General features: G+C 65.0%; 17 protein-coding genes and 1 pseudogene. 13 read left to right on the plus strand and 5 right to left on the minus strand.

Translation table 11 applies throughout. The features are described 5' to 3' along the window. Positions 1–124 precede the first annotated feature (124 nt). Entirely contained in the window at positions 125–388 is a 264-nt protein-coding gene (locus tag K2U94_RS10360; RefSeq protein ID WP_243067136.1) for a glycoside hydrolase family 15 protein, read from the minus strand. A 19-nt stretch (positions 389–407) separates the two neighbouring features. Further along, positions 408–950: pseudogene (locus tag K2U94_RS10365) on the minus strand (IS21 family transposase); the annotation flags it as partial. Positions 951–1,309: 359 nt separating this feature from the next. Here K2U94_RS10365 and rfbD point away from each other — a divergent pair. The 4 genes from rfbD to K2U94_RS10385 all read left to right on the plus strand — a co-directional run bounded on the left by rfbD (position 1,310) and on the right by K2U94_RS10385 (position 5,760). Then, a complete protein-coding gene (gene rfbD / locus K2U94_RS10370; protein ID WP_243068848.1) occupies positions 1,310–2,197 on the plus strand; it encodes a dTDP-4-dehydrorhamnose reductase in 888 nt (295 codons plus the stop codon). A 100-nt stretch (positions 2,198–2,297) separates the two neighbouring features. Next, entirely contained in the window at positions 2,298–4,634 is a 2,337-nt protein-coding gene (gene rnr, locus K2U94_RS10375) for a ribonuclease R (protein WP_243067137.1), read from the plus strand. Then, positions 4,631–5,071, plus strand: a complete 441-nt coding sequence (locus K2U94_RS10380) for a DUF983 domain-containing protein (protein ID WP_243067138.1) — start codon at positions 4,631–4,633, stop codon at positions 5,069–5,071. Before rnr ends, K2U94_RS10380 begins: the two co-directional genes overlap by 4 nt. Continuing rightward, positions 5,059–5,760 carry an NUDIX hydrolase gene (locus tag K2U94_RS10385; RefSeq protein ID WP_243067139.1) on the plus strand — a complete coding sequence of 234 codons (702 nt, stop codon included), beginning with the start codon at positions 5,059–5,061 and terminating at the stop codon, positions 5,758–5,760. The genes K2U94_RS10380 and K2U94_RS10385 overlap by 13 nt, the downstream gene beginning before the upstream one ends. 128 nt (positions 5,761–5,888) lie before the next feature. Here K2U94_RS10385 and K2U94_RS10390 read toward each other — a convergent pair whose 3' ends face one another. Beyond that, positions 5,889–6,320 (minus strand): hypothetical protein, encoded by a 432-nt coding sequence (locus tag K2U94_RS10390; RefSeq protein ID WP_243067140.1) that lies wholly within the window; start codon positions 6,318–6,320, stop codon positions 5,889–5,891. 319 nt (positions 6,321–6,639) lie between these two features. Here K2U94_RS10390 and K2U94_RS10395 point away from each other — a divergent pair, with 319 nt between their 5' ends. Beyond that, positions 6,640–7,836 (plus strand): MFS transporter, encoded by a 1,197-nt coding sequence (locus K2U94_RS10395; RefSeq protein ID WP_243067141.1) that lies wholly within the window; start codon positions 6,640–6,642, stop codon positions 7,834–7,836. Here the strand turns inward: K2U94_RS10395 and queF are convergent. Continuing rightward, the gene (gene queF / locus K2U94_RS10400; protein ID WP_243067142.1) at positions 7,818–8,279 is read right to left on the minus strand and encodes a preQ(1) synthase; all 462 of its coding nucleotides are present in this window, start codon (positions 8,277–8,279) and stop codon (positions 7,818–7,820) included. The two genes, K2U94_RS10395 and queF, sit on opposite strands and share 19 nt — an antisense overlap. Before the next feature lie 172 nt (positions 8,280–8,451). Here queF and eno point away from each other — a divergent pair, with 172 nt between their 5' ends. Both eno and K2U94_RS10410 read left to right on the plus strand, forming a co-directional pair. After that, complete coding sequence (gene eno / locus K2U94_RS10405; protein ID WP_243067143.1) at positions 8,452–9,735, plus strand: phosphopyruvate hydratase; 1,284 nt, start codon at positions 8,452–8,454, stop codon at positions 9,733–9,735. A 3-nt stretch (positions 9,736–9,738) separates the two neighbouring features. After that, on the plus strand, positions 9,739–10,971 hold the full coding sequence (locus K2U94_RS10410; protein ID WP_243067144.1) for an anion transporter: 1,233 nt from the start codon (positions 9,739–9,741) through the stop codon (positions 10,969–10,971). Here K2U94_RS10410 and K2U94_RS10415 read toward each other — a convergent pair. Further along, positions 10,955–11,182, minus strand: coding sequence for a hypothetical protein (locus K2U94_RS10415; RefSeq protein WP_243067145.1), 228 nt, complete (start codon positions 11,180–11,182; stop codon positions 10,955–10,957). The genes K2U94_RS10410 and K2U94_RS10415 overlap by 17 nt on opposite strands. 149 nt (positions 11,183–11,331) lie before the next feature. Here K2U94_RS10415 and K2U94_RS10420 point away from each other — a divergent pair, with 149 nt between their 5' ends. The 6 genes from K2U94_RS10420 to K2U94_RS10445 all read left to right on the plus strand — a co-directional run bounded on the left by K2U94_RS10420 (position 11,332) and on the right by K2U94_RS10445 (position 16,664). Further along, on the plus strand, positions 11,332–11,655 hold the full coding sequence (locus tag K2U94_RS10420; protein WP_243067146.1) for a septum formation initiator family protein: 324 nt from the start codon (positions 11,332–11,334) through the stop codon (positions 11,653–11,655). A gap of 94 nt (positions 11,656–11,749) precedes the next feature. Further along, complete coding sequence (locus K2U94_RS10425) at positions 11,750–12,502, plus strand: hypothetical protein (RefSeq protein WP_243067147.1); 753 nt, start codon at positions 11,750–11,752, stop codon at positions 12,500–12,502. Between the two features lie 332 nt (positions 12,503–12,834). Further along, the gene (gene pdhA / locus K2U94_RS10430; protein WP_272884853.1) at positions 12,835–13,821 is read left to right on the plus strand and encodes a pyruvate dehydrogenase (acetyl-transferring) E1 component subunit alpha; all 987 of its coding nucleotides are present in this window, start codon (positions 12,835–12,837) and stop codon (positions 13,819–13,821) included. A gap of 126 nt (positions 13,822–13,947) precedes the next feature. Further along, positions 13,948–15,240, plus strand: coding sequence for a pyruvate dehydrogenase complex E1 component subunit beta (locus tag K2U94_RS10435; protein WP_243067148.1), 1,293 nt, complete (start codon positions 13,948–13,950; stop codon positions 15,238–15,240). A 43-nt stretch (positions 15,241–15,283) separates the two neighbouring features. Further along, a complete protein-coding gene (locus K2U94_RS10440; RefSeq protein WP_243067149.1) occupies positions 15,284–15,571 on the plus strand; it encodes a DUF5076 domain-containing protein in 288 nt (95 codons plus the stop codon). A 13-nt stretch (positions 15,572–15,584) separates the two neighbouring features. Next, positions 15,585–16,664 (plus strand): 2-oxo acid dehydrogenase subunit E2, encoded by a 1,080-nt coding sequence (locus tag K2U94_RS10445; protein ID WP_243067150.1) that lies wholly within the window; start codon positions 15,585–15,587, stop codon positions 16,662–16,664. Positions 16,665–16,689 lie beyond the last annotated feature (25 nt).

Here is a 16,689-nt window from a genome sequence, read left to right on the forward strand (position 1 = left end):
GTGACATAGCGTTTCCGGTTGGCGCCGAGAATTTCTTCGCCGCCCGCCCGCCTGCATGACGTTGTTAGGCGCGGGATGCTGAGTTTCAGCGTTCTCCGTTTCCGGACGACGTTGGATCGAGGCGTCAAGCGCTTGTGGCGCGCAAGGCCTGCCCGCGGCAGGCGAAGGCGATGATGAAGGAGGCGTAGCTCCAGGTCAGGTTCAAAGCCGAAGTCGGCGCGCCGTCGATATGGGAAAACTGCTCCGCGAGAACGCCCGATTCCGGCGCAAACCGCCGCGCCGTGGCCATGACGGCGTGGCTGCGTTCGATGAGGATCCGCGCCAGCCTTGCGCGGAATTGCCGCCGCAGCGCCTCCTCTCCCAGCGCCGAATCTTCCTCGCCCAACATTTCGGCAAGATCATTCCGCCAAAGCCACGAAGCTTTCGCCGCCGAGCACGACATGGGCGTGTTCGAAGCCGGAATAGACGAGGCGGAAGTGGTAGAGCCGGTGATCGAGAGCGGCGCCGCCGATGGTGACGGCGAAGGCGCCCATGTCGGTGAAGTCGGACAGGCCCATTCGCCCGGGTTCATGCGTCTGGCGGAAAATCACCTCGCGTTCGGCTCCGTGCAAGGCGCGCCAGGCGCGGATCCGCCGTTCCAACGTCCGGCGGATTCCATGCCCGAGTTCAGGGTGACGCCGAACCATCTCCTCGAAGATCGCAATTGGCCGAAGGCTGGGCGCCGCCGCCAGCATCGGCACGACCTCCTGCTCGAAAACGGCGCTGAGCGGATCGGGTCGCCGCCGTTCTCGTGGCTCTCTGTTTGCTGACGGCAGACGGGGATCTTGTTCGATGCGATAGGCCGTGGCGGCGCTGAACGACGCCTTGGCCGCTCCGACGGCGACTGGCTCGGTCTGACGCAACTTCATGAAAAGCCTCATCTGGTGGTCGGTAACGTGGCGGCCGGGCACAAGGCGATTCCTCCTATGCGGAAAATCCCCGATTACCCCGCTGGCCGCGATCGCCAGAAGGCTTCAGAAAAAACGCTTCGCCGTTGGGCTGTGCCTCCGGTCAGGCTACGCCCTCCCTCCGTCACAGCCCAACGGCGATTCTCATCCTGATTGACGCGTCGTCCCGCATTGCCTCATGCTCATTGTCGCGCGGCAGTGGATGTGAGTTTTCATCCGCGTTGCGCACCTTGATGCATAAAACGGGGTATTGCGCACTTGCCCGCATGAACCTTTTTGCGCAAACGTTGCAGCAAGCGTTTCGCGCCAGGTCAATTGTGTCGCGCGCGAGTTTTTTTTGGATCGGATTCACCTTGAGCACCATGCGCATCGTGGTCACCGGATTGACTGGCCAGGTGGTCAGCGCGCTCATCGAAAGGGCGCCGCGCGATGTCGAATTGATCGCGCTCGGCCGGCCACGCCTCGACCTTTCGGTGCGCGACGCGGTTTTGGCGGCGCTGCGGACCACCCGCTGCGACGTGATCATCAACGCCGCCGCCTATACCGCCGTGGACAGGGCGGAAAGCGAGCCGGATGTCGCCATGCGCGTGAATGGCGACGGCGCGGGCTACGTCGCCGAAATCGCCGCCGAGCTGCGCACGCCGCTTTTGCATCTTTCCACGGATTACGTCTTCGACGGCAAGCTGGACCGGCCCTATCGCGAGGAAGACGCGACCAATCCGGCCGGCGCCTATGGCCGTTCGAAACTCGTCGGCGAGCAGCGAATCGCGCGAATCCACGCCAATCACGTCATTCTGCGGACGGCCTGGGTCTATGGCCCGTCCGGAACGAATTTCGTCCGCACCATGCTGCGTCTCGGGCAAAGCCGCGATGAGATCGGCGTCGTCGCCGATCAGCTTGGCAATCCGACCTCCGCCCTCGACATCGCCGACGCCCTGTTGACCATCGCGCGACGCGTCGTCGCCGATTCAACGCCGGCCCTGCGGGGCGTGTTCCATATGGCCGGCGCCGGCGAAGCGTCCTGGGCGGCCTTCGCCGAAGCGATTTTCGCCGAGGCTGAAAAGCACGGACGCCCGCCTGTGCGCGTGAGGAAAATCGGCACGGCGGAATATCCGACGCCCGCGCCCCGACCCGCCAATTCGCGGCTTGATGGCGGGAAACTCCTCCGCGTTCATGGCGTTGCGCTGCCGCCCTGGCGCCAATCCCTGGCGCCATGCATCACGCGGCTGCTCGCGACAGAGACCGTCTGATTTTCGTCGGGCTCCACCCGGCTCGCCTGCGCTCGCCACACTGCTCAAAACGGGGAGAAGCAAGTTCGCAGATGACGCCGACGCCAACAGCCCCTATGTTTTGGCTGTGCCGAAAAAACCCGCTCCCATCCCCAGCCGCGAGGATATTCTCGCCTTCATCGCCCGCGAGCGCGCTGCGGCGGCGGAGGCGGGAGCGGCGATTCCCGAAAAGATCGGCAAGCGCGAAATCGCCCGCGCCTTCGGCATTCGCGGCGACGACAAGATTCTGCTGAAGAAAATTTTGAAAGAGCTGGAGATCGAGGGCGAAATCAAACGCTCGCGCAAAGGCCTGCACGAGAAAGGTGCCCTGCCGCAGATCGTGCTCGCCGACATCATTTCCCGCGACCGCGACGGCGACCTCATCGCCACGCCCGCCGAATGGGAGGAGGAGCTCGGTCCCACGCCGCGCATCGTGATTTTTTCGCCGAAGAAGCCGCGATTTGGCGCGCGTCCGGGCGCCCCGGCCGCGGGGATCGGCGATCGCGCCCTGGTTCGCGTCACGCCGACGCACGAAACCGGCGGGCCGGCCTATTCCGGCCGAGTGGTCAAGCTATTGTCGCGCGCGGCCAAGCGCGTGCTGGGGATTTTCCGCGACGACCCGCGCGGCGGCGGCGGGCGCATCGTTCCGGTGGACAAGAAGCTGCGCGACAAGGAATTCCGCGTCGCCGAGGCCGATCGCGGCGAGGCGCGCGACGGCGATCTCGTCAGCGTCGAAACGCTTTCGCGTGGGCGGCTCGGCCTGCCCGTGGCCAAAGTGCGCGAGCGGCTGGGCTCGATGAACAGCGAAAAGGCGATCAGTCTCATCGCCATCAACGTCCATGGCATCCCGGACATTTTCCGGCCGGAGACGCTGGAGGCCAGCGAACACGCCAGGCCGGCGCGGATGGAGGCGGAGGGTTTTCGCCGCGAGGACTGGCGCTCGCTGCCGCTCGTCACCATCGATCCGCCCGACGCCAAGGATCATGACGACGCCGTCCACGCCGCGCCCGACGACGCCCCGGACAATCCGGAAGGTTTTATCGTCACCGTCGCCATCGCCGATGTGAGCTGGTATGTCCGGTCGACGAGCGCGCTCGACCGCGAGGCGCTTGATCGCGGCAATTCGGTCTATTTTCCCGACCGCGTCGTGCCCATGCTGCCCGAGCGCATCTCGAACGACCTTTGCTCCCTGCGCCAGGGCGAGGACCGGCCCGCATTGGCGTGCCGGATGCGGATCGGCAAGGATGGCCACAAGCTCGATCACAGCTTTCATCGCGTGATGATGCGCTCGGCCGCAAAGCTTTCCTACCAACAGGCGCAGGACGCCATCGACGGGCGCCCGGACGAGACGACGAGGCCATTGCTCGACGAGGCGCTGCGGCCGTTGTGGCGCGCGCATGAGGCGACGAGGATCGCGCGCGAAAAACGCTCGCCGCTCGATCTCGACCTGCCCGAGCGCAAGATTTTGCTGAAGCCCGACGGAACGGTGGACCGGGTTCTGACGCCGCCAAGGCTCGACGCCCATAAATTGATCGAGGAATTCATGATCCTCGCCAATGTCTCGGCCGCCGAGACGCTGGAGGCGGAGAAGTCGCATCTGATCTACCGCGCCCATGACGAGCCTTCGCTCGAAAAGCTCAACGCGCTCTCGGAATTTCTCGCCACCATCGGCATCAAGCTGGCCAAGGGCCAGGTTCTGAAGCCCATGCAGTTCAACGCCATTCTCGCCAAGGTGCGCGGGACGGAGCACGAAAACGTCGTCAACGAGATCGTGCTGCGCACCCAGGCCCAGGCCGAATACGTCGCGGAAAATTACGGCCATTTCGGCCTGCATCTGCGCCGTTACGCCCATTTCACCTCGCCGATCCGGCGCTATGCCGATCTCATCGTGCATCGCGCTTTGGTGCGGGCGCTCGATCTCGGCCCCGGCGGCCTGCCCGAAATGGGCCGGGAACATCTCGCCGAAATCGCCGCGCGCATTTCGGCCGCCGAGCGCCGCGCCATGGCCGCCGAGCGCGAGACCACCGACCGGTTGATCGCGGTTTTTCTCGCCGACAAGATCGGCGCGAGCTTCGAGGGCCGCATCGCCGGCGTCACGCCCTCCGGCCTGTTCGTGAAGCTCGCCGATACCGGCGCCGACGGCTTCGTGCCGGCGTCCACCCTGGGGAACGATTTCTTCCGTTTCGAAGCGGCTCATCTGGCGCTGATCGGCTCGCGTTCCGGCGAAACCTTTCAACTCGGCGACGCGGTGACGGTGCGCCTCGTCGAGGCCGCGCCCTTCGCTGGGGCCCTGCGCTTCGAAATGCTGAGCGAGGGCAAGCCCCGGATCGGCCGCGCCACCGCGATCAAATCCAAGGTTTCGCGCGCGCGAACCGTGAAACCTTCCGCGAAGGCCTCGCGGCGGAGGGCGCCGGCATGAGCGCGCCGCCCGCCGATCTCGTGCTGCCCGTGCGCCCCGTCTGGCCCGCGCTCAGGGACGGCCTGCGCGGCCTGTGCCCCGCCTGTGGCAAGGGGCGGATCTTTTACGCCTACCTCAAGGTCAACGACCTTTGCCCGCATTGCGGGGAGGAGCTTTTCCACCAGCGCGCCGACGACATGCCGCCCTATGTCACCATGGTCATCACCGGCCATTTCGTGGTGGCGGGGATCATTCTCGGGCAGGACATTTTCCCCGATATGCCCGACTGGCCGCAGATGATCGTCTGGCCGCTGGTCGCCCTGGGCTTGAGCCTGTGGCTGCTGCCAAAAGTGAAAGGCGCGCTGATCGCCTATCAATGGGCTTTGCGCATGCACGGTTTCGGGCCGGAGGTCGACGATGACCGCGGCTTCGCCGGGGACGGCTCGTGGCCGCCGTGAAGTCGCGGCCCGCGCGACCGCGCAATGCGGCGGCCTTGATCCTGATCGATGGCATGGGCCGCAAAAATCCCAAGATCCTGCTCGGCCGGCGCCATGCCGGGCTGAAGTTCATGCCGGATAAGTTCGTTTTTCCCGGGGGACGGCTGGAGCCGGGCGATCGCAGCATGAATATCGCCGGGCCGCTCGACCCGCGCGTGGAGGCGCGGCTGCTCAAGGGCCGCGCCGGTCAGGACCCGATCTTCGCCCGCGCCCTCGCTCTGGCCGCCATTCGCGAGACTTTTGAGGAAACCGGCCATGTAGTGGGCTTAAGCGATTATGGCGGGCCGGAAAGGCCGCCCGCCGCCTGGCGCCCCTATGCCTGCCATCGGTGCATGCCCGATTTGCAGGCGCTTCATTTCATCGCGCGTGCGATCACCCCGCCATTCCTGCCCAAGCGTTACGACACCCGATTTTTTGCCGCGGACTTCGGCGCGGTGGCGGCGACGCTCGAAGGCGTCGCCCATGAGGACGCGGAACTCGTGGAACTGGTGTGGGCGCCCCTCGACGGGACGGAAAAGCTCGATCTGCCGGGCGTCACCCGCCGCGTGCTCGGCGAATTGCGCGCCCGGCTCGACGCCGGCATGAGCCCTTTCCTGCCGGCCCCCTTTTTTCATTTCAGCCGGGGGAAATGGCGGCGGGACGAGCTTTGAGGCGATCAAAACAAAAGCCGCCCGAAACGAGCGGCTTTCATCAGTCCTGGTCGAAGGGCGTCGCCGCCCGTTACGCTTACGCAACCAACACGCGGCTTACCCTTCGAGCCGCCTGAGCGGTCTGGTTCTCACCAGTCCCACGGACCCCAGCCACGACGGCCCCAGCCGCCACGACGTCCGGGACCGTAATTGTTGCCCCAGCCGTTGCCCCAGCCGTCGCCGGTCATATCGGTGTCGCCGCCCATGTTGAAGTTGAAGTTGCCACGGCCGTGACCCCGGCCATAGCCGCGCCCATAGCCATAACCGCGACCATAATAATCGTCATAATAGCGATCATTATAGCCGTAGGGGCCGTAGCCATATTGCGGCGGATAATAGCCATAGGGGCCATAGCCCGGAGGCGGCGGCGGCGGCGGATAGGCCGGCGGCGCGGCGGCAGGCTGTTGGGCGGCGGGCTGCTGGGCCGCCGGCGCGGGGGTCTGCGCGTTTTCGGCCAGAGCGACGCCGGCAAGCATGCTCAATCCGGCTGCCAAAGCAGCCGTCCTAACCAAATTTTTCATGAAACCCTCCCGGTTTCGACTATTGGCGCCAGCTGGAGCTTGGCGCCCCTTGCACTGGGTTATTGGGATTTACGCTAAGTTTTGCGACCAATGGTCGCCGCATTCCGTTTGCAATAATATGAATATATGAATATTTGTCAATGATCCAAATCAAAAAAACGCATCGCTGAAACTCGGCTTATTTTTTCGGCCTTTTGATTATGGTTTTGGCGGCCGGCAGGGACCGGAGCAACCCTGCATGTCGAGAATTTGCATCCTGCCGCCTTTTCGGGCAGCGCGCAAGGCCGCGCGGCGCGGAAGCGAGCGACTTTCGCCCGACATGAAAAATGGCCTAAAGACCGGCATGTTCTCCGCCTTCGATTCGAAAACCCGCAGGGCCCTGGCCGCATCGATCTCATGCATCTCCATTGTCGGCATCGGCCTTTCCCTGGTCATTCCGCTGCTCGCGCTGCGCTTGGAGGCCGCCGGCTTTCCGGCGCATGACAATGGGCTGCATATTGCCGTGAGCGGGCTTGCGACCCTCGTCGGCGCGCCGCTGACGCCCGCGCTGGCGCGCGTTTTTGGCGTACGCCCTTTGCTTTTCGCGGCCATCGCGCTCGGCGCGGTCGCGCTTCTGGGCTTCGCCTTTTGCGACGATTATCGCATCTGGCTCGCGATAAGGGCTGTTTTCGGCCTGTCGCTCACGGTGATTTTCGTAGTCAGCGAATATTGGATCAGCGCCGCCGCGCCGCCCGCGCAGCGCGGCATGGCGCTGGGTCTTTACGCGACGGTGCTGGCGGTCGGCTTCGCCATCGGCCCCGCTCTTCTGAGCCTGACGGGGGCGAAGGGGCTGTTGCCCTTTCTCGTCGCGGCAGGTCTCGTCGCCGCCGCCGCCGTTCCGGTCGCCCTCGCGGGCGCCGAGGGCGCGGTGAAGATGGAGGGCCCGGGCTGGCCGAATTTGCGCGCGATTTTCACCGCGGCGCCGCTCGCGCTCGCCGCCGGCCTGCTTTACGGCGCCTTCGAGACCGGGCTCAACGGCCTGCTGCCGGTCTTCGGCCTGCGCGCGGGCTTTCCCCCGGCCTGGGCGACCTTTCAACTCACCCTCGTCGCCTTCGGCAATGTGGTTTTTCCGGTCCCCATCGGCATGATCGCCGACCGGACGCGGAAAAGCCGGCTGCTCGGCGTTCTCGCCCTGTGCGGTTTCGCCGGAGCGCTCGCCCTGCCGGGCTTCGCCGCCGACCGGACCGCCTATGGAATCGCATTGTTCGTCTGGGGCGGGATAGTCGGCGGGCTCTATACCGTCGGCCTCGCCATCCTGGCCGAGAAATTCCAGGGTGCGCGGCTCGGCGCCGCCAACGCCGCCTATATCATGATGTATTCGCTCGGCATGATCGTCGGGCCGCCGGCGCTCGGCGTCGGCCTCGATCTGGCGTCGCCGCGCGGCCTGTTCGACGCCCTCGCTCTGATGTTCATGGCCTATCTGGCTTTGGTTGTCGTTCTGACCGGGCCGTTTCGTCTTCAGCCCCGCCCCCGATAGGGCGGGACGCCCTGATCGGGCAGCCACAGACCCTTTGGCGGTTCGCCGGTCTGCCAGAATACGTCGATCGGCATGCCGCCGCGCGGATACCAATAGCCGCCGATGCGCAGCCAGCGCGGTTCAAGCGCCGCAGCGAGATCCTTGGCGATGCGGATGGTGCAGGCTTCGTGAAAGGCGCCATGGTTACGAAACGAGGTGAGATAAAGCTTAAACGACTTTGATTCAACAAGAAATTTGTCAGGAACGTAATCTATCACGAGATGGGCGAAATCGGGCTGGCCGGTGACCGGGCACAGCGAAGTGAATTCGGGCTGGGTGAAGCGCGCGACATAATCCACATCCGGATGTGGATTGGGCACGCGGTCGAGCACCGCCTCGTCCGGGCTTTGCGGAGTTTTGGCCTGCGCGCCGAGGAGGCCCGCGCCGTCGTGGGTCTTGACCATGAGAAAATCCTTTCGGTCGGATTTAAGCGCGATGAAAGTGTGGAGCAATGACGCGGCGGACAGAAATCGGGCGCGAAAGCTTTGCTGCGGCCATGGACCATCTTTTTAATTTCACCCAACGGGCGTAGAAGGCCCGCGTTCGTGAATCAATAAGCCGCGCAGAGGAAGGCCCATGACTGAGATTATCGACATCGCCGCCCGTGAAATCCTCGATTCGCGCGGCAATCCCACGGTCGAGGTCGATGTGACCCTCGAAGACGGCTCGTTCGGCCGCGCGGCCGTGCCCTCCGGCGCCTCGACCGGCGCCCGTGAAGCGGTCGAGCTGCGCGACGGCGACAAGGCGCGCTATCTCGGCAAAGGCGTGCTCAAGGCGGTTGAAACGGTCAATGGCGAGATTTTCGACGCCATTTCCGGGCTCGACGCCGAGGATCAGGTCGCTATCGACATGGCGATGATCGAGCTTGACGGCACGCCCAACAAGGCCCGCCTCGGCGCCAACGCCATTCTCGGCGTTTCGCTCGCGGTCGCCAAGGCCGCCGCCGAGTCCTCCAGGCTGCAGCTCTACCGCTATGTCGGCGGCACGCAGGCCCGCGTTTTGCCGACCCCGATGATGAATATCGTCAATGGCGGCGTCCACGCCGACAATCCGATCGATTTCCAGGAATTCATGATCATGCCCGTCGGCGCCGACAGCGTGCGCGAGGCGGTGCGCTGGGGCGCGGAAGTGTTCCACAGCCTGAAATCGGCGCTGAAAAAGGCCGGCCTCAACACCAATGTCGGCGACGAGGGCGGCTTTGCTCCCAATCTGCCATCGGCCGAAGCGGCGCTCGACTTCATCTCCAACGCGATCGAGACAGCGGGCTTCAAGCTCGGCGACGACATCGCGCTCGCTCTCGACCCCGCTTCGAGCGAATTCTTCAAGGACGGCGCCTATCATTACAAGGGCGAGGGCAAGGTGCGCTCGATCCAGGAACAGGCGGAATACCTGAAAAAGCTGTGCGACGCCTATCCGATCGTGAGCGTCGAGGACGGCAATGCCGAAGACGATTGGGAAGGGTGGAAGATCACCACCGATCTCATCGGCAAGCGGGTCCAGCTCGTCGGCGACGACATTTTCGTCACCAATGTCGCCATTCTGAGCGAAGGCATCAAAAAGGGCGTCGCGAACTCTGTCCTCATCAAGGTCAACCAGATCGGCACGCTCACCGAGACCCTCAACGCGGTCGATATGGCCCAGCGCGCGGGCTATACGGCGGTCATGTCGCACCGTTCGGGCGAGACCGAGGATTCGACCATCGCCGATCTCGCGGTGGCGACCAATTGCGGGCAGATCAAGACCGGCTCGCTTGCCCGCTCCGACCGTCTGGCCAAATATAACCAGCTCATCCGCATCGAGGAGGAACTGGGAAATCAAGCGGTCTACCTCGGCCGCGAGGCGCTCAAGGCGATCGCCTGAGTCTTGCCCGTACACAAGATTCTCGTCGCCACCATTTTTCTCGCGACTTATGGCGGCGTCGCCCTCGGGCGGTTGCCGTTCACCCGGCTCGACCGCGCGGGGATTGCGCTGGTCGGCGCCGCGGCGATGATCGTTTGCGGCGCCGTCACGACCGAAGAGGCGTTCAAATCCATCGACCTCGGGGCGCTCGCCCTGCTTTTCGGCATGATGGCGATCGTCGCCGAACTGGAGCTTGCCGGCTTCTTCCGCGCCGCGAGCCTGTTCGCCGCCCGCCGCGCCCATTCGCAATGGGCGCTGCTCGCCGGCACAGTGGCGGTCACGGGCGTGTTTTCAGCCTTTCTGGTCAATGACGCGGTGTGCCTGGTCATGGCCCCGCTGATCCTGCGCGCGACCCGGGCGCTTCGACTCGATCCGAAACCCTATTTGCTCGGTGTGGCGCTCGCCTCCAATGCCGGCGGCGCGGCGACGATTACCGGCAATCCCCAGAACATGATCATCGGCGCCTCCTCGCATATCGGCTATGGCCCCTTCGCCGCCGCCCTGACGCCCGTGGCCGGCGTCGCGCTCCTGCTGGTTTTCGCCTTCACGGCCTTCGTCCATCGCGGCGTTTTGCGTGGGCGGCTTTTGGGCGAGCCGGATCTGGGTCCCGCACGGCCCCATCGCGCGCTGATCCTGCGCACGGCTCTCGTCGCGCTGGGCGTGGTCGTCGCCTTTTTCCTCGGCGTCCCGGCCCCTGAGGCGGCGCTCGCCGGCGCGGGCCTGTTGCTGATGACGCCCGCGGTCAAGCCGCAGAAGGTCTATCGCCGGATCGACGGCGGATTGCTGCTGATGTTCGCAGGCCTGTTCATCGTCGCGGCGGCGGGCGAAAAGACCTTTCTGACTCCGGAAATTCTGCGGCGAGCGCAATTCTGGGGGCTCGACAACGCCTGGACGATGACCGCGGTCGCGGCGACGCTGTCCAATCTCATCAGCAATGTCCCGGCGGTGCTGGCGCTAAAGCCCTTTGTCGCCCAGCTTCCACGCGAAAGCTGGCTGGTGGTCGCGATGGCGACGACGCTTGCCGGCAATCTCACGCTGCTCGGTTCGGCGGCCAATCTCATCGTTGCGGAAATCGCGCGCCGCGCCGGCGAACCGGTGACCTTCCGCGACTTTCTGGTCGTCGGCTTTCCGGCGACCTTGCTGTCGCTGGCTTTCGGCGCCTGGTTTCTCGCCGCGCGGCTCACAGCAGCGCCTTGAGCTGGCTCAGCAGCAGCGCCGCGCGGTCCGGAAAGAGCATGGTGGCGATAGCGGCGCCAATGACGGCGAGGCCGATGTAAATTTCGATCGGCGCGCGTCTTGGCGCGTCCATGATGAGCGACTCGACGTTCGGGACGCCGGTTCCGACCCGGTGGCGCCGATCCGGGCGAGCCTTGAAGTCGGTGTCCATCGAGAATCCCAGATTGGCCATGGTCCCTGTCCCAAAATGAAGCATTTCGGCCGTTTCCGCGCCGGATTGGCGCCATGGAGCGGCCTCGTCCGCCAATGCGACAAGATCGGCGCCACGCCGATTTGAGCAAAATTAACCGTGATCTAACCTTTGCGGGCGATGCTCGCGCCATGGTCGTCCGCACGCGCTTCACCTCCATCGCCATCCCTCTGCTCTTCCACCTCGTTTCCGGGGCGGTGGGCGGCTTTTTCGTCTGGCACGCCTTTCACGGCGACCGCGGTGTGGCGGCCGACCTCGAAACCCGCCGCGAGATGGCCAAGATCGAAGCCCAGCTGCGGGACGTTCACGCCGAAAGGGCGGAGTGGGAGAAGAAAATCGCGCTGCTGCGTGGTCCCGTCGTCGATCGCGACCTTCTCGACGAGGAGGCGCGGGACCTCCTCAACCGGGTCCGCAAGGACGATCTTGTCGTCATACTGCCCGAGGAAAAAGACTAGGTTGTTTCAATAGCAATTTAATATTTTAAAAGCGCATCAATATGGAATGCTTCAGCATTAAGTCGTCGTTCCGACTTATTGGGAGCATCTTTTCATGCGCGAGACCCCTCGCTTCGACGCCAGGACCTCGATTTCCGTAACACAGCTTTTGGAGTTGACGCACGACCGTGGTCCTGTTGCGTTGTTAACGGAGGCGAACGATCAAGTGCACCTTCGTCAGGGCGACATGGACGGCGCTTGCGGACCATATTCCCTGACAATGGCGTTGATCGCGATGGGCTTGATCACGCGCGCTGAAGCCATGAGCGCGGTCTGCCCCGATCGGCGCACATTGTCGGGAAAATTCACCGAGAAGTTATGGGCCTTCGATCCTCTCTTCTCGGAAGGCGTCGATATCGATGACCTGAAATGGTTGGCCGACGGATACAGGAATAGAGATCTCCAAGTCGAAATATCGTCGGCGCGAACGAAAAGGCGGATTGCTTTGGAAGTCGCGAAAGCCACTGACGAGGGAGGCGCAGCAATCATTCGCATCGATTGGCTCGGCGGCGGGGGGCATTGGATGCTTGCTGTCGGCCATCAAAGCCGTCAACTGGATTATTCCGAACCCCGTTGCTTGACTCATATCCTGTGCCTTGATCCCGGCCAGGCTACGCCGAGGGCGAGTTTGTGGAATTCCGTACTCTATCATACCGATCCAATAGGCCAGTCCCTGAGCCGGGGTCGATATTCCGTCGAATATTGGGGAATGGACGGCGCCAAGCGGCTTTGCCGCCTTACGGAAGCAGTCATTCTCAAGCGTCCGGAGCAGGTCGCCGAACTTGTTTTGCACCTTAACGCCGCCTAGGCGGCGCGAAATCGCGGGTTTCTCGTTTAGAGATCCTTGTGTTCGAAACGGCTTGCTTACTGAACGTTGACGACGCGAATACATAGAACAACGTATCGTTGTGACCGTCATTGCGAGCGGCGCGAAGCAATGACGCCGCGTGAATAGCGTCGGTCGCGCTCGTTTAGACGAGGAGGCGCGCAACCGAAGGCCAAGGGCGATTCCTCCTGGGGCTGTTGCGGGGCGTCTCGCTTTTTCACCCGCTTCGGGCTAGCTTTCCCCTCCATTGCTCGCGATTCCCGGCCGCCGCGCGGCGAGGGCGCGGGTTGCTCGAATTCAGGCGCAGGGGAACAATGGCCGCTTCCTTTGGGCCGCCGGAAGGCGGCGATTCGCGTCTGGCCGCCTTTCTCGGCGATGGCGACGACATTTCGGTCTATCGCGCCATGCTGCTCATTCGCCGCTTCGAGGAAAAGGCTGGCCAATTGTTCGGCATGGGCCTGATCGGCGGCTTCTGCCATCTCTATATCGGGCAGGAGGCGATCGTGGTCGGGATGCGTCTCGCCGCGCGCGAGACCGACCAGTTCATCGCCTCCTATCGCCACCATGGCCACCTGCTCGCCTGCGGGGCCGATCCGCGCACGGTTCTTGCGGAAATGACCGGCCGACGCGGCGGGCTTTCCGGCGGCAAGGGCGGGTCGATGCATATGTTCGCGCCGGAGCTCGATTATTACGGCGGCCATGGCATCGTCGGCGCCCAGGCCTCTCTCGGCGCCGGCCTCGCCTTCGCCAATTCCTATCGCCGCGACGGGCGGGTCTGCGTCTGTTTCTTCGGCGACGGCGCGGCCGACCAGGGCCAGGTCGCGGAAAGTTTCAACATGACGGCGCGCTGGCGCCTGCCCATTGTCTTTTGTATCGAGAACAACCGCGCCATGCCGGGGGCGGAAGGCGATCTTGCCCGGCGCGGGGCCGCTTTCGACATTCCCGGCGAATCGATCGACGGGATGGATGTCGAGGCGGTGCGCGAGGCGGGGGAGCGCGCCATCGAACGGGCGCGCGCCGGCGACGGTCCGACCGTTCTCGAAATGCGCACCGAACGCTATCGCGGCCATTCGCTCGCCGATCCCGCCAAATACAGGCGCAAGGACGAACAGCGGGCAAGCCATGCGCCCGACCCGATCGAGCGCCAGCGCGAGCTGATCCTGAATTCCGGCCAGGCCGACGAGGCTTTCCTCAAGCGCATCGACGCGGAATTGCGCGCCATCGTTAATGAAGCCGCCGATTACGCCGCGCAGAGCCCGGAGCCCGGCGCGGCGGATCTGACCGCCGACGTGCTGATATGACGGCGCGGTCCAAGCATAAATGCGTTGGCGCGCCAACGCATTTATGCTTGGAGTCATTTGTTTTAGCAGGATTTCTGTCCGAAAACCGGCGGCTGCTTTTCGGAAATCCTGCTTAGGGGGAAATGAATGGCGACCCAAGTGCTGATGCCTTCGCTTTCGCCCGAAATGAAATTCGGCAAGCTGACGCGCTGGCTGAAACGCGAGGGCGATTACGTCGAGGCGGGCGACGTTCTCGCCGAGATCGAGACGGAGAAGGCGACCATGGAGGTCGAGGCCGTCGAATCCGGCGTGCTGGAGCGCATTCTGGCGCCCGAGGGCGCGGATAAGGTCGCGGTCAACGCGCCCATCGCCATCATCGTCCCGGCGGAGGCGCGGCCTGAGACGCCGGCGGGTTCGGCCGCGCCGGCTCCGGCGGAGGAGGAAGCCTTCGCGCCTCTCCACATCAGCGTGCGCGAGGCGCTGCGCGAGGCGCTCGCCGAGGAAATGCGCCGCGACCCTTCCGTTTTCGTGCTCGGCGAGGAGGTCGGGGAAGCCCAGGGCGCGCCCAAGGTCACGCAGGGCCTGCTGCAGGAATTCGGCGCGCGGCGGGTGGTGGACGCGCCGATCTCCGAACACGCCTTCGCCGGGCTCGGCGTCGGCGCCGCCATGGCCGGCCTGCGCCCGGTGATCGAGTTCATGAGCTTCAATTTCGCCCTTCAGGCGATGGATCACATCGTCAATTCGGCGGCCAAGACGCTCTATATGTCCGGCGGCGCGCTCAACATTCCGATCGTGTTTCGCGGCCCCAACGGCGCGCGGGCGCGGGTCGGGGCCCAGCACGCCCAGGATTTTTCCGCCTGGTTCGCCCATATTCCCGGCCTCAAGGTCGTCGCGCCCTATAGCGCGGCCGACGCCAAGGGCCTGCTGAAAGCCGCGATCCGCGACCCCAATCCGGTGATCTTCCTCGAACATGAGAAGCTCTATGGCCAGAGCTTCCCCGCGCCGCGCGAAAAAGACCATCTGGTTCCGATCGGCGCCGCCAATATCGCGCGGGCCGGGCGGGAGATCACCATCGTCGCTTATTCGCACGGCGTCGGCCTCGCGCTGAAGGCGGCCGAGCGGCTGGCCGAGGAGGAAATCGAGGCCGAGGTCATCGACCTGCGCACGCTGCGTCCGCTGGACATGGCCACGATCCTGGGTTCGGTCGCCAAGACCGGGCGCTGCGTGCTTGTGGACGAGGGCTGGCCGCAGGGCGGGATCGCCGCCGAAATCTCGGCCCGGCTGATGGAGGAGGCGTTCGACGATCTTGACGCTCCGGTCGCTCGGGTGACGGGCCGCGACATTCCCATGCCCTATGCCGCCAATCTCGAACGGCTCTCCCTGCCGTCCGAAGCCGATATTGTGGCGGCGACGAGGAAGGCGCTCTATCTGAAACTGTAAGATTTTGATTCGCACCGGACCTGGGGGTGGAGAGGGGAATGGCATGGCCGAAGTGAAACGCGAATTGTCGATCCCGCCCGATGTCGAAGCCAATGGCGGCACGGAAATCCTGCGCCTGTTCATTTCCTCGGGCGCCTTGTCGCTGTCGATGCAGCGGGCCTTCGCCGAGCCCGAGGCCTGGGGGCGCCTGCTGGGAGAACTGGCGCAGCAGGCGGCGTCGCTTTACGAGCGGGAGACGGAGGTCTCCGCCGCCGAGGCCTTGGGCGACATTCGCATCGCCCTCGATTCCGCGCTGGATCAGATCGAATCCGGGCTGCGGCCGAAGAACTGAGGTTTTCTCGGCCATGGCGACCGCGATCCTCATGCCCTCTATCGAACCGTCCATGAAGGTGGGCCGGCTGACGCGCTGGCTCCGCCGGGAGGGCGATTTCGTCGAGGCCGGCGATGTCGTCGCGGAAATCGCCTGCCCGCACGGCGCCATGGATGTCGAGGCGCCGCGGACCGGGGTTTTGACGCGCATCTTCGTGCCCGCAGGCGCCGAGGACGTCGCGGTCGATGCCGAGATCGGCCAAATCGAGCCGGGGCCGGCGCCGCATTTGTCCACGCGCATCCTGGCCTCGCCCCGGGCGCGACGGCTCGCCCATGAGGCCGGCTTCGATCTGTCGCGGGTTTCGGGCGGGGGGCCCAATGGACGGATTATCGAGGCCGACGTGCGCGCCGCGCTCGAACGTGGCGCGCCGCGCCAAGACGTCCTCCGCCACGCGGCGCGCGCGGCCGCCGGCGGGCGGATGCGTCCGCTGATCGAATCCGCCGAATGGACGCCGCAGGTCCATCTCGAAGTGGATTGCCGGATCGACGCTCTGGAGGCGTTTCGGGCGCGGCTCAATGCCGCGCGCGGAAAATTCACGACCAGGGTCTCGCTGCTCGATTGCCTGGTCAAGGCGCTCGCCCTCGCTTTGATCCAGGCGCCGCGGGCGAATGTCGCGCGGGCGGGGGAGGGTTTTGAACTGGCGGCGCGCGCCGATGTCGCGATCGCGCTCAGCCTCGGCAGCGAGATCGTCGCCCCGGCCTTGCCGGGGGCGGAGGCGATGTCGCTGGACCAGATCGCCGCAGCCCGCGCCGCATTCCTGGCGGGTCGCTTTTCACCCAACGCCTTCATCGGCGGCGTGAGCCTCATCGCCAATCTCGGCGCCTTCGGCGTCCGCCGCATCCTGCCAGCGGTGGTTCCGCCCTGGACCAGCGTGCTCGGCGTCGGCGCGGCGGAGCAGCGCATCGTGGTGGAGCAGGGCGCGCCGGCGGTCGCGACGGTTCTGGCCGTCGCTCTGGCGATCGACCGCCGCGCCATGGACGAACCCGCCGCCGGCGCCTTGCTCGCCGCCTTCAAGGCTTTGATCGAGCGCCCGGAGGGACTGGCGGAGGTGTGACGCGGAATTCGCACGGGGCGGGTTG

This window comes from Candidatus Rhodoblastus alkanivorans (genome assembly GCF_022760755.1).
GTDB lineage: Bacteria > Pseudomonadota > Alphaproteobacteria > Rhizobiales > Beijerinckiaceae > Rhodoblastus > Rhodoblastus alkanivorans.